The organism is Legionella sp. 27cVA30, assembly GCF_024160945.1.
Lineage (GTDB): Bacteria > Pseudomonadota > Gammaproteobacteria > Legionellales > Legionellaceae > Legionella_A > Legionella_A septentrionalis.
Map to the genome: position 1 here is coordinate 514,725 of NZ_JAMYXK010000001.1, position 12,767 is coordinate 527,491.

Consider the following 12,767-nt stretch of genomic DNA (forward strand, 5'->3'; position numbering starts at 1 on the left):
GAAAGCAGGCCATTTAGCATTATGAATTGTCCGTATTATCCTTCTGCAATTTCTGCCAACGCACTTGCAGCCCAATGTTCAATTTGTTTTCTAAATTTAGCCCTGGAGGGTAATAAGCGAATGTTTTTAAATACTTTTTCAGAAATTTCATCCGCAATATGACCAGAATCAATCAATAAGTGCCCAAACATAGCAGGATCACTCGTACCTTCTCCAAATTTATCTTCCACAATTTGTGAGCGGAACTTAAAACTGCGGTAAATGGTTTGGGCAGTATTTTTATAACCTGTATCATTGGTAATCGCACAAAATAACACATGGCATAAACTATTTAATTCTGCCTGCGACAGTTCAGGCAGGTAAATTAGATTTCCGCCGCCATAACCTCCAACTCCTACGGATTCTATAAAAAAACATTGAGAACAAAAACAGCAAGCGGTTAGCAAATTGGCTAGATGGTTATTGGTATAGTCCCCATCAAGATTAATGACTTCCTGGTACAGTTTTGCCTGGAAACCGCAAAACTGACAAGTATAGCGATCACGTTGCAAAACTTTTTGTTCAAAGGTTTTAAAGCGCGGATCAGCTTTTCTGGCGGAATATAAGCGCCATGAGCCTGGACTTGCAGTTAATTTTAACTCGTTGCGTTTTTCAGTCCGCATGGGTCAAGCTCACGAAAATGTAAAAGCAAACACTCCAGAGGAAACTCTGGAGTGCAATTCTATAACGGTTTTATTCGCCGCCGCCATCAACACCATAAATGCTACCGGTTGGGCCAGCAACTTCACCGCCCTGGAAGATGGTACCACCGGCAACACCTAATACGGTTGGTAAAAATAACAGTGCCGCGGCAATAAATACCAAGGCAATTGGTGTACCAATTGGGATTTGGGTTGGGTTATCTTTATGTTGTTTAAACTTCATAATGGCCCCAATCGAAAATCCCAAACCGGCGATATAAGAACCAGCGGTAATTAGCTTGGCAAGGCTGGTAAAGGAGCCGACGATCTGATCCGCCATGCCTCCAACCGTTGTTACAGCTGCTGCGGCTGCCCCTGTGAACAGCAACAAAGCTAAGGTGGCAAAACCAACCCAACTTTTCTTTAATATTGTTCTTAATGCGTTTTTCACGTTTATTCCCCCCTTTTAAAAAGCCTTCAACTTGTGCCATATAAAGTATTATTAATGATTTGCAATGTTCCTACAATGTTCATCGCTAAAATTCCACCAAACACGTGCATCATTCCTTTCCCTGTACCACCAGGTGGCTGCCCTTGCGAAGCAGAACGGGAAATTAACACCCATCCTCTAATAAATGCAATCAACCCAATCGTTTGAATAATAATGGTTAACGGTTTTCCTACCAAACTATTTGGTCCAAACAGTGTATTTAATGTTTTATTCTCGCTTCCTATGGCAGAATAGGAAAGCGGATTTGCATACCCAAATGTAGTATTTAAGAGCACTTGAAACGCGGTAGGGAAATAAATAAATATTGCAGCTACCAACAAATAAGTTACTGGCTCTTTAATACTGGCATTTGATGACATCATTGTCCGCGCCTCGCCATATACTTTTAAGCTGTACAAAGCCTTAAAAGCAAAAGACAATCCAATTAAATATGCTGCTCCTGTTAAAAGACGTTGTACTGGCTTTAAGGAGTTGGCAATATTGTTCAAAATATCTACATTACTGGTAATCCAGTCTATTGCATTCCAATCAGCCATCGCTACCTCAACTATCGTCTTGACTGAACCTAATTATCTGGCCTGAACTTGTGATTATTCTTCCCTGTAGTGGATCTATAAATTTTACCGTACCATAACCTGGAACGACCGTTCCTTCTCTTACAGTAAGTGTAGCTCCATTTTGAGCAATTAACCAAGCCCGTCCTGGAATTACTGCCTGAATATAATATTTTGGCGCAGTGGTGATTTTACGCACAACCGGGTGAACTTTTTTGGGACGAGCATACGCCATTAATTTTTCAATTTCATGAGCCTGCGCATCAATCTTGGCATTTAGTGCAGCAAGAGTTTGATTAAGCTGGGTGATTTGATTCGCTAAAGTATTCACATTGGAGTTTATACCACCAAGCTGATTACTGATGGAAGCAACTTCAGAGCGCATATTCTGCTGGCTTACTTCCAAAGCGGAAAGCTTTTGCTCCGTTTGCGGATCAACCGTCTGCGTAGGAGGCATCGCGGGTTGTATCACAGGAGTGGGAGCAATGGGTTGCGGTGCAGGCGTGGGTTTAGGGGTTATGGGAGTTACTGCCGTCACCGTTTTAACGGGAAGTCTTCTTTCCGAAAAATAAGAACCCAAAAATTTGTAAATTATCATAGCCAACACGACCAAGCCTACCACAATCAATGCATTGCGCCGGATATTTGTTCCCGCAAGATTGCGCCTTTTGCTGACGGTAGTCTCTTCCGTTACTGTTTCTTGCCCCTCAGGAGTAAGCGCATCCAAATCATTGAATTGATACTCATCATTGTATTGATCTTTGTATTGATCGTTAGGTCCACCTGTATCAGCCATGTCTTACCTATTATCAATTAAATTGATTTCACGTCCTGCGTAAACAGGATCCCCACGCCCGTTCCTGCACACACTTCCACAGTAGTAGGTCGATTAAATTGTTGTTGTGCCACTTGGCCCCAATTTTTACCCAGGGTAGCCAAGCCAATGACAGCATTTTCTAAAATAGAGCGGCCAATACCACTTTGAATCGTTGTTTGCTGTACAGTTCCTGTACCGCCAATAGTAATGGTAGTACCTGCGGATTGAAATGCATTTCCAAATCCTTCCAGGAACGTTGCAGCAAATAACGATCCATAGCGCATTAAATAATGATGGTTTGCAGAACTTGCCAGGGCAGTACGTGCCGTATTCGGATCAATGGCAAAAGCATTAATTGAAACGCTTTTTGGCGATCCGGGAACCGACATGGTATTAAAACTGATGACCATTTTATCGGCATTACTGGGCAAATTAAAACTGCCAATTAATTTGGCACCCTTTAATCTTCCAGAAACGATCGTCGCTAAAATGGGGCCGGGTTCATCACTATTGATAGAAGTATCCAGCACGGCAAAGACCACATCACCTGTTTTAATAATAGCAGGCTTAGCAGCTCCACCAAAACCTGCTCCCAGTCCTTCTTCAGTTGTTACCGCCATGCCACTGCCACCACCGCCATGGATGGGCAAGCCTAACGCATCCCTTCGCCCACCTGGCAGGGCTGCTTTTTCTTCCTTCTCAGCCCCTCCGACAAAAGTTTGCACTGAAACAGCATGCCAGCCTTGCAACAAGGCACTTGCTGCACCTTGCATGGCACTGGCTCTTTGTTGTAATTTTTGCTGCGAGCGTTGATCAGCCATCTGCGTTTGCTGCCGCTTTAAAATTTCCTGAAGCTGCCTGGTTTCGGAAAGCTCCCCTGTAGCTGCCTCCCCCCTCGGCCTCGCAATGCTCGGGATCGCAGTCACTGAGGAAGATGAGCCAGGAGGCAACTCAACACCGGGCAAACCTGCCACAGATGATTCCTGGGCAGAAAAACCTGCTGCCTGTAATTCAGGTGCGGAAAAGCCTGCATTACTTAATTCCGTGGCAGTAAAACCAGCGTCCTTCATCTCTTTTGCCGAAAACCCAGCATTTCTTAACTGAGCAGCTGTAAAGCCTGCATCTTTCAAATCTTTTGCAGAAAAACCTGCGCGCCGCAATTCTTCTGCGGAAAAGCCTGCGTTTTTCAAGTCAGTTGCGTTAAACCCCGCAGCTTTAAGATCGGCTGCGCTAAAACCTGCATTTTTTAACTCAGCAGCAGTAAAACCGGCATCCTTTAGTTCAGCTGCGCTAAAGCCCGCATTCCTTAATTGTTGTGGAGTAAATCCTGCGGCTCTTAAATCTCTGGCACTAAAGCCTGCTGCTTTTAATTGCTCGGCTGTGAATCCAGCGTTTTTTAATTCAGCCGCCGTATACCCTGCATTTCTCAGTTCAGCCGCCGTATAGCCAGCCCGCTTCATTGCCTCGGCAGTACACCCCAGGGTTTGTTTTATCGTGGCGGCAGACACTCCCATGGCACGTGCTGCAGTCAAAGATTCAACGCTGCAACCCGCAGTTCTGCCTGCTGCAAGGATAGCTGTGGGATTTAACCCTGCCCGATTTAATTCTTGCGGTGTAAATCCTGCTGCAAGCAACTCTTGTGGCGTAAACCCTGCATCGGATAGTGCTTTTGCATCATAGCCAGCTGCTTTTAATGTTTCCGCTGTACATCCATTTGTTTCACGGATAAGTCGGGCGGACACCGCCTGTGACAATAGCGTCCTTAATTTTGCGGGATCACAACCCGCTGCTCGAATAGCATTTAGATCAGGAGGAAGGGCGGCTTGCACTTCTGCAGGCGTAAAACCGGCCGTCAACAATTCCTGCGGCGTATATCCTGCAGCCAACAGCTCTTGGGCACTGTAGCCTGCAGCCCTGAGTGCGTTGGCATTACACCCATTTAAATCACGAATACGTGTGGCTGAAACACCCTGAGCACTTAAGACCCGCAGTTTGTTAGGATCACATCCTGCGGCGCGGATAGTATTATCGTCAATCGGCTGAGTGGCTTGTACTTCAGCAGGCGAAAAACCAGCAGCCAGTAGTTGCTGCGGCGTAAATCCAGCCTCGGCGAGGGCTTTGGCATCATATCCAGCGGCGCGAAGCGCTGCGGCAGTACATCCATTTAAATTGCGAATTCGTTCGGCTGAAACACCTTGTGCAACTAATTCACGCAAGCGGGCCGGATCGCAGCCTGCGTTGCGAATGGCATTATCGCCTACTGCAGCCTGCGCGGTTTGCACTTCAGCTGGCGTAAATCCTGCGGCCAGTAGTTGTTGCGGCGTAAACCCAGCATCGGTGAGCGCTTTGGCGTCATATCCCGCAGCGCGAAGTGCTGCTGCAGTACACCCATTTAAATCGCGAATACGTTTGGCTGCCACACCTTGCGCAGCTAAGATACGCAAACGTATCGGATCACATCCTGCAGCACGAATAGTTGCAGTATCAACCAGTGGCGTGGCTGCCCGGATTTGTTCCGATGTGAAACCCGCACGCGCCAACTCCTCATCGCTAAATCCAGCTGCTTTTAAAGCCCGGGCGCTACACCCCGCCTGTTGGCGTATTAATTTGGCACTGACGCCGGCAAGCCGCTCCCGCCTCAAAGCGCCAATATCACACCCTGCCTCTTTAATGGATTGCACCGTCATCCCAGGTGGTAATTCATTTTCGGCCACATTAATTTCTTCGGGAGTATATCCAGCACCTTTTAAATCAGACGAAGTAAAGCCTGCATTGAGCAACTCGCGCGCTGAAAAGCCTGCCTGTCTAAGATCTGCCGGAGAAAACCCTGCATTTCTCAAATCTGCTGCACTAAAGCCGGAATTTTTTAATTCTTGTGCAGTAAATCCCGCAGCTTTTAATTGGGTGGCACTACAACCATTGATCCGCCGAATTGCCCCGGCTGAAACGCCCGCGGACCGTAATCTGGTTAATGCCGCCACGTCGCACCCGGCTTTTTGTACATCCGAGACGGAAATTCCATCAGGTAAGCCGCTAGCACGCGCTATTTCGCTATCACTAAAACCTGCCCCTTTCAATTCGCCGTCGGTAAATCCACCATCTTTCATCTCTTGTGCTGTAAAACCGGCGCTGCGTAATGAACATGCATCGAATCCACATTCACGCAGCCTGCCTGCAGTAAAACCTGCTTCTTTCATTTGCCTTGCATTAAATCCGGCTGCTTTCAAATCCTTACAACTACAGACAGGTCCCAAATCAGTAAGCGGGTAGCCATTATCTTTCAGTTGCACGCAACTGCATGCTCCTCGCACATCACTTAACTTGGCTCCTTCACTGATTACTTGCTGGACACTGCTCCTGCTGCAATTATTCTCTCTTAATGCCTGCAACCATAATCGCTGCTGCTCGCCTGCACTATCCGCCAAAGCCAATGTCGAAAACCCGACCCCTCCCTCTCCTTGTTGCGGCCCTACCGGCTGAACACCCTCACCAAAAGCTTGCGTGCGAATGATGGTCGGAATGGCACTGCTGCCTCTTCTTTGTGCTTCTTCCGCTTGCTGGATATTACGGGTTTCCACCAGATGCGCATATTGCGCCGTAGGATCAGGAGAACCTGGGATGGAGCGAATGCCTGTGGGAGCACCGGTAACCCTCGCCCCGGCCCGTTCTGATGTTGTGAAAGAAGTAAATCGGATGACGCCAATGACCACAGCAATGATTAAGACAATCGCCGTAAAAATAATGATTACACGCGAACGAGTATTGGTAAAAAGCGCTTTGAGGTTTTCTTTTCTGCCAGCCATGTTATAACCCTTCTACCTTAAGCTGCATGACTTTCCCATGCCAGGAAACTAATAAAACCGGCGATTTTTGCATTTCATATGCATGCATACCATCGGCACTGGTCATACTCCCTATCCAACCTGGCGATAAAATCGTGAGATTTGTTCTCACATACATTTTTTCATTTAGCAACCATGCCCTGGCATCTCCGCCGCTGATGGTAAGCCGTGTACTGCCGGGAGGCGGAACCCCATCAAGCACATTCAATAAAAGATCATTAGCTGCCGGTGGAATACCTACTTCCAGAGGCATGTTCTTTGCATTAGGACCGTATCCTTGAATACGCAAATCGACGCGGTAGTCTACAGCTTTTTGTCCTGGAATTAACGTTAGCATGACCGGTGTATTCAAACCACGGAGGCGAACTGCAAGATTTCCGTAAGTATATACTTTAAGTGCCTGAATCATTAACGTATTACTCGTTTTATCCCATTGAATGTTAAAAGAAGAAGGATCCCCCAAATCATAAGCACTGATAGGCCATGGGGCACCGGTTGAATCCAAAAACACCAAAGATGAAACAAAACCTTGTGATAAACGAATCACAGGCGGTGTTGAACCAGGAGAAAGATTTACAATTTGTGACGTGGCGGTGGGTTTCGGAGGTGTGCCAGCGGGTGAGGCTTGAGCAAATTCCTGGGTTTGCTGCATTTGTTTAAGGCGCACGATTTGTTCCGGATTAAGCGGAAACAATTGTTCGGTAACTTCATCAAAAGCCATGGAGTCAAAAGACTCTTTGTCTACAGGAGTTAATGCAGTCACGGTATCGCTTTCAGCATTGTTTGCAGGAGTAGCGGCAGGTGCAGGAGGTGGAGCTGTCGGGGCAGCTGCAGGGCGCGGTGTGGCGGCAACTGCTGCGGCATTTGTTTCCACTTGCCCCACGGTTGCTTGTTCGCTTTCAGGACTCGTGGATAAACGCTGTTGCAACATCCTTAATTGTTCTAAAGCTTGCTGTGCAGAATCCGCCTGCTCAGCGGAACCAGTAATTGAGAAGCAGAATACAGCAATAAAAAAAACAGCTTTTACAATATATTTTTTGCTTCTCATTAACTCACCTCTCCACTGGCGGGCCCCACTACAAATTGCGCAATCCCGATGCCTCGGGGCGAATTCAGTGTGGATATGCGAGTAATCAACATCGTGACCACATTATTTTGTTGAGAAAATTCACTGGCACTTTGATAAGTCACCAAAATAGGCATTTGCACGCGCCAGGAGAAGCGGTTATTCAATATTCCTTTCTGCAGAATGATAGGAGCTCTCGTTGCTACTGCTGACACGATTAATTTTTTAGCTTTAACAGCATCCAAGTTATTGGATTCTTGCAAAGCATTTAAGAATTGCGTCCAACCTTCCGCAGTAAAAAAGCCGGAAGCGGCTTGTAATTCAGTGCGGTAATTGACAAAGTTATAGGTAAATGCAGCAATGGCAGCCTGGTTCGCCCATTGCAACACAGCTGAATCCGATTGGTTGGGTTGATTTAATGGAAACAAAGGGGTAATCCGGCCGTTAATACTCGTTGCAAAATATTTGGGCGCAGGCGGATTCAAAATGATGTATAAAAGCATGGAAGCAAGCACTAAATTTGCAAGCAGAGAAATTAATAAAACCAGTATAATTTTCCGTTGACCATCGCGATAAAACGCATTTCTCATTGCAACTGCGGTCAAAGCATCTTGAGCCATAATATTTCCTACTATTGAGGTATCGTTTTATTTATATTGGCAGCACTTTCCTGATCATCGTCTGCAAGCAAAGGCACAGACGTGTAATTCGGACTATCCAAAGGCGTTAATTGCACAGGCGGCGTTATCCCGTTTGAAGCATAAAAATCGGGCTCAGAACGATTGAAATAAGTGTAATAAATGGCAAGAGTCAGCAGCAAATTTAAAATCATGGACAAAAAAAGCACGCTACCAGCTCGGCGGTATGTGTTGATGTAGAAGCCTTTAGAATTCTTAATTAAATTCCAAGTTTCTCGACTCATTTTTTCTCCACTTAGGCAACTGCATCTCGGAAAGTTATTTCAATTCTTGAATTTGGCGATTGATCACCACCCTGGTCAAATCCAACTATAGGTTTATCACTACCCAACCCGTGTGTAAAGATGAAACGGCTATCAATATTCTGTGACCATAAATAATCACCGACCGCACGCGCCCTTGCCAAGGTTAGTGCGCGCTCCCGCTGTGGTGAGCCGCATTTATTGCTATAGGCGGTAACATTGACGCTGATCTTACGGAATTGCTTCAAGTAGCACGCCACATCATTGAGCAAGCCATGCCCTTCCCATAACAAACGTGGCGAATGGTTTGCAAATAAAGCCGAGGAAGGGATGCTTATCAAATAATCCTGGCCCAAAGATATCACTTGAATCCCTGCTTTGTTGAATTGCTTTTGCATAGCCATAATAGCAGCATCTGCAGCACCTGCTACTTTATAGGGTAAAACTGGAGAAGTTGAAAGCGGAGGTTCTCGGCGATTCCAACAGCTCGATAATAAAACGAAAGCGAGCATTAATAAAAAAAATGGAATCTTGCTGATACTTGCATGAATATTTGTTAATGACCATTGATTTATTGCGTTGCATTGCTTATTTTTTTTCATTAACTTTACCTGCTTGCAAAAATCAACCGCTTTGCACTTCGTGTTAGGGATTTAGCATCAGAAAATTTATTCTAAGAAATAAAAACATACAAATCATTGCGTTACAAGTAATAAGTTAAAATTTGTCCCGCTTATGCAAAAAATTACAATATATTGAATTTAATTTGGACAAGAAATCCCCTGCGGAAAATTCTAATTTATACGGTTTCCTCGCTCTTATTTTTTGCTTTTGTTCGTGCTTCGCTAAATTGGGCTGAAAGCGATTGAGCAATTTGCGTCAACTCGGGAGCATCGATGATATCGCGTTCAGTAGGTGGATAAGAAGTAGCCATTTGGAAGTCTTTAATCAGCTCATTGGCAATGCTGCCAGCCAATTTATCTTTTTCACCGCTTAATCGTTCGATCGCCATCATATAATCACGCGTTTCATTAATTGACAACAGCGGTTTTGCAAAACGTTCAACATCTTTCACAAGCAATTCTGGGGCATTTGCCGGATAATGAAGTTTAGTAAATATGGTTAATGTTCCAGCAACTTCTTCTTCAATCAACTCTTCGACTTTTTCAGGCTCGTTATGGCTATGGAAAGCCAATAAAGCAGCTACTCCACGTTCAATCGGATCGGCAATTTTTGATTCACGCAGCGTCTTGCTGATTAAAGCAATTTCTTCATTGTGGACTTCTTTATCAATGCTGATATCACCGCTATTTACGATATTTTGGAATCCAGACAATTGTTTTTGTAATTTTGCCAAATAATCATCAGGCGGCGGCTCTACTTTTAAGAATTGATTTAATTTTAATTGCTTAACTGGTTTAGGATTTGCATAAAACATGCGCGCACGGACAATTTTAGAACGGAAAAAGATGTGAGCTTCACCTTCCGTTTGATCCTTTAAATCCAGCAAATCAATCCGCGCTCTTCTTTCAAAAGAAGAACTCTTAGTATCCATGTAACTATTGACTACTGCCGTATCTTTCGTCTGGAATGAATCCACTTTGGTAACGTATGCTTCACCTGCCGTTTTGGTAAAAAAGTCCCAAGTTTCAGATGGGTCTTCAAGCTTCATACATATTTTGATGTTTGTATTTGCACCAATGGAAGCGGCTTCTTCTTTGGACGCTTTTTGGAAAGCAGGTAAATCTTGTCCGGCAAAGATAGCCGAAAACCCCAGAGAACGTGCCTGTGCCGGTACTACGGCAAACCCCTGCACGGCATAATAACCATATTCATCCAAAACACAAATAAATGGCGTAGGAGCGTTGGTCGGCTTTCGCTCGATCACATCGCGATAATCCCCTTCAACTTCTTCACCCAAACCGGCAGCCATCATCGCTTTTAATGACGAAACAATAATTTTGCCTAGGTTCGATAATTCATCAGGAGATTTTTCCAGTGCGGGTAATAAAACCACCAGGATTCTTCTGTTTAATACGACGTCTTTAAAATCTACCTCCGCTAGGTTTGTACGCACAATATGACCGTAGGTATCAGCCAGAGATGAAAAAGCCCTTACCAATTGCATGGTAATAAAACCATGCTGCTCAAATACTTGCGAAACTTGCTTGCCTTTTTTTTCTTTGTTGTATCCAGGTAGAGTATTTAAATAGTTACGCAAAGGATCAGTCACGACTTTGGGAATCGACTCAATATTAATGCTTTCCTGATCATCACGCGGGAAAATTTTATCGATCACAATCGTTTCAAGCCGCTGCAAATCAAAATAATTACGGATAGTATCAGCATCTAAAAGTATGGCGCCCTCATCGCGCATGTAGACCAGCAATCGCATGAGCGCTTCCACGAAGGCAATCGCCCTGCCTTTCCACATATCGCCATCCGAGGATTGGCTTGCGCCCCCCATCAAGCTTACAACAAGCTGGGTAAGCATGCTGGAAGAACCCTGACAAAAAGGGTTTAACGTGTTTGATAAGCGTTTTTCCTGCGGACCAATAATGTCGCGGGCACCCGTCATAAAGTTAATTAATAATAAATCATCCTCACGCCCCATGCTGCGTACCATGGAGAAAACTTTTGCGTATAAAGAATTGTCCCCTTTTCCATCAACATAAATAAAACCACTTCCCTGCACTAAAGCATTAAATGCGATGGAAACCAGCGTTTCGGTTTTACCGCTACCGGTTGAGCCGAAAATAAGGGCATGCGTACGCATATCATCATTAGCGAACCATAATTCTTCATTGGTTTTACGATCATTCCCGAAAAACGCAATGCCTCTCGCCATATTAGGTTTTTTGATACCGGGTTTTAAATCATTGTAATCTTTAACACGGGCAATTTTTGGCAAACGAAACGGCAAAGTTTGTTTGCGTGTGAAAGTATAAGTAAACGATAAAATACCTAGAATAAACGTTACCAAGGCAACTTCAGATAAATAATAGGCGACGGCAGCCATCGAAACCAGGATAATGGAAACATTGGTTGGATCGGAAAAAAAATCACCCAAACGCTGCCCAATGGTACGGGTATCCCGCAAAAGCAGGGTAGGATCAATTTCATGACGTGAATCTATGCCTCGCATCATGGCTGCAACTCCTGCAATTCTTGAGGCGATAACTTCACTTCTTTAACCGCAATCTCCAGCGCCTTAATCGCCTCGTCTATCATAGGCACCAGAGAACGTCGTCCCATGGCTTGTTCTGCTCGCCAATGGGCAAAAGGACCGCCAACTTCCACGAAAGGGGTTTGCCGGCCTACACAATTAAGCATATACCATAAACGCCGATCGACAGGTTTTAACCATAAAAATTCAGAAGTAGGCACTACTCCGTCATCGCGTGCGCTCTGCAGCAAAGAAGCCATAACCGTTAATAAATACGCATGTTTTGCCACAATTCTTTGCACAATTTCCGTATTTTGATACTTCTTAAGTATAGCAATGGCAACGCTGTAATCAGGTTTGCCTTCTGCATAAGTCCTATCGATGGATTCCAAAATTTTAACCGCAGAATTTCTGTCGCGATTTATTCTTGCCATAAAAACAGCTGCTAAAGCTTGCGCATGAGGCGGACAGCGTTCAAAACCATCCCAATAGGGGCCCAGCTGCAGAGTAAAAATGCGTTTGGCATCCCCACGCCGAATGCCCGCTGTCATTTCCTGGCCAGGCAAAGGATTATCCAGTAAGGCATCTTCTTTTTTAAGTAATTTGAACCGGCGCGCAAACTCCATTGGCGTTAAAGCCATTGCCCATGGGCCTTTATTAATATCCATGCCTACTAAATCTTCTTTTACCACAGGCATAATGGCAGGCCAATTGTATTGTTCTTGTGCCCGTAAAGAGCGCATATCATACGTTTTTCGAAATTTAAGCGTAATATTGGAACGATAGAGAAAGAATGCCAGAACGATAAGCACCGCTGCGATGGGATAGCGCACGTAATTTCCCACACTGCGGGTAAGATCAATCAATTGATTCCACTTGACAGTCGCAGGATCAATGGTTTGCATTAAATAAATTTCATTGGCAAGCTGCGTTCCACCAGTAAGAAAGCTAACCAGTTTTGCTTGCAAAATATTGATATGAAAAATGAAGGCAACAATATACTCATGCGCTACATACCAAACTATGTATAGCGTTAATAATAAAAGCACCATAATCCATACGGGTGCCAGCGAATTATCACCACTGCCGGGTTGTTGTGCTTGTTGTGCCATGTGCGATTTTTAGGAAGATTATCTAAATAAAGTATATACTGATTTCCTGGTTTTGCGACACTGAAGGGCAATTTCCGCC

Annotated in this window: 11 protein-coding genes; all 11 read right to left on the minus strand. The window is 44.8% G+C overall.

What is annotated here, in order from left to right:
- Positions 1 to 35: 35 nt before the first annotated feature.
- The 11 genes from icmJ to icmP all read right to left on the minus strand — a co-directional run bounded on the left by icmJ (position 36) and on the right by icmP (position 12,688).
- Positions 36 to 662: a type IVB secretion system protein IcmJDotN gene (gene icmJ / locus NKV53_RS02210; RefSeq protein ID WP_126954031.1), complete on the minus strand. Its 627-nt coding sequence runs from the start codon at positions 660 to 662 to the stop codon at positions 36 to 38.
- A 70-nt stretch (positions 663 to 732) separates the two neighbouring features.
- A complete protein-coding gene (locus NKV53_RS02215; RefSeq protein ID WP_371923165.1) occupies positions 733 to 1,137 on the minus strand; it encodes a type IV secretion protein IcmD in 405 nt (134 codons plus the stop codon).
- Between the two features lie 20 nt (positions 1,138 to 1,157).
- Positions 1,158 to 1,727, minus strand: a complete 570-nt coding sequence (locus tag NKV53_RS02220; protein ID WP_127032376.1) for a type IV secretion protein IcmC — start codon at positions 1,725 to 1,727, stop codon at positions 1,158 to 1,160.
- Between the two features lie 7 nt (positions 1,728 to 1,734).
- A complete protein-coding gene (icmG, locus tag NKV53_RS02225) occupies positions 1,735 to 2,541 on the minus strand; it encodes a type IVB secretion system protein IcmG/DotF (protein ID WP_127032375.1) in 807 nt (268 codons plus the stop codon).
- Positions 2,542 to 2,558: 17 nt separating this feature from the next.
- Positions 2,559 to 6,365, minus strand: coding sequence for a type IVB secretion system protein DotG/IcmE (gene dotG / locus NKV53_RS02230; protein ID WP_127032374.1), 3,807 nt, complete (start codon positions 6,363 to 6,365; stop codon positions 2,559 to 2,561).
- A gap of 1 nt (position 6,366) precedes the next feature.
- Positions 6,367 to 7,452: a DotH/IcmK family type IV secretion protein gene (locus NKV53_RS02235; RefSeq protein ID WP_126954027.1), complete on the minus strand. Its 1,086-nt coding sequence runs from the start codon at positions 7,450 to 7,452 to the stop codon at positions 6,367 to 6,369.
- Positions 7,452 to 8,090: a type IVB secretion system apparatus protein IcmL/DotI gene (locus NKV53_RS02240; RefSeq protein WP_126954026.1), complete on the minus strand. Its 639-nt coding sequence runs from the start codon at positions 8,088 to 8,090 to the stop codon at positions 7,452 to 7,454. Before NKV53_RS02240 ends, NKV53_RS02235 begins: the two co-directional genes overlap by 1 nt.
- An 11-nt stretch (positions 8,091 to 8,101) precedes the next feature.
- Complete coding sequence (gene icmM, locus NKV53_RS02245) at positions 8,102 to 8,392, minus strand: type IVB secretion system protein IcmM/DotJ (protein ID WP_126954025.1); 291 nt, start codon at positions 8,390 to 8,392, stop codon at positions 8,102 to 8,104.
- An 11-nt stretch (positions 8,393 to 8,403) separates the two neighbouring features.
- A complete protein-coding gene (icmN, locus tag NKV53_RS02250; protein ID WP_126954042.1) occupies positions 8,404 to 8,922 on the minus strand; it encodes a type IVB secretion system protein IcmN/DotK in 519 nt (172 codons plus the stop codon).
- 287 nt (positions 8,923 to 9,209) lie between these two features.
- Positions 9,210 to 11,558, minus strand: a complete 2,349-nt coding sequence (locus NKV53_RS02255; protein ID WP_127032372.1) for a TraM recognition domain-containing protein — start codon at positions 11,556 to 11,558, stop codon at positions 9,210 to 9,212.
- Positions 11,555 to 12,688, minus strand: coding sequence for a type IVB secretion system coupling complex protein DotM/IcmP (icmP, locus tag NKV53_RS02260; protein ID WP_126954023.1), 1,134 nt, complete (start codon positions 12,686 to 12,688; stop codon positions 11,555 to 11,557). The genes NKV53_RS02255 and icmP overlap by 4 nt, the downstream gene beginning before the upstream one ends.
- Positions 12,689 to 12,767 lie beyond the last annotated feature (79 nt).

What these genes read in the sequence shown, in the direction of transcription:
- icmP (WP_126954023.1), bottom strand. Translation starts at nt 12,688, where the DNA reads ATGGCACAACAAGCACAACAACCCGGCAGTGGTGATAATTCGCTGGCA.
- NKV53_RS02235 (WP_126954027.1), bottom strand. Translation starts at nt 7,452, where the DNA reads ATGAGAAGCAAAAAATATATTGTAAAAGCTGTTTTTTTTATTGCTGTA.
- icmJ (WP_126954031.1), bottom strand. Translation starts at nt 662, where the DNA reads ATGCGGACTGAAAAACGCAACGAGTTAAAATTAACTGCAAGTCCAGGC.
- icmG (WP_127032375.1), bottom strand. Translation starts at nt 2,541, where the DNA reads ATGGCTGATACAGGTGGACCTAACGATCAATACAAAGATCAATACAAT.
- NKV53_RS02220 (WP_127032376.1), bottom strand. Translation starts at nt 1,727, where the DNA reads ATGGCTGATTGGAATGCAATAGACTGGATTACCAGTAATGTAGATATT.
- NKV53_RS02255 (WP_127032372.1), bottom strand. Translation starts at nt 11,558, where the DNA reads ATGATGCGAGGCATAGATTCACGTCATGAAATTGATCCTACCCTGCTT.
- icmN (WP_126954042.1), bottom strand. Translation starts at nt 8,922, where the DNA reads ATGCTCGCTTTCGTTTTATTATCGAGCTGTTGGAATCGCCGAGAACCT.
- icmM (WP_126954025.1), bottom strand. Translation starts at nt 8,392, where the DNA reads ATGAGTCGAGAAACTTGGAATTTAATTAAGAATTCTAAAGGCTTCTAC.
- NKV53_RS02240 (WP_126954026.1), bottom strand. Translation starts at nt 8,090, where the DNA reads ATGGCTCAAGATGCTTTGACCGCAGTTGCAATGAGAAATGCGTTTTAT.
- dotG (WP_127032374.1), bottom strand. Translation starts at nt 6,365, where the DNA reads ATGGCTGGCAGAAAAGAAAACCTCAAAGCGCTTTTTACCAATACTCGT.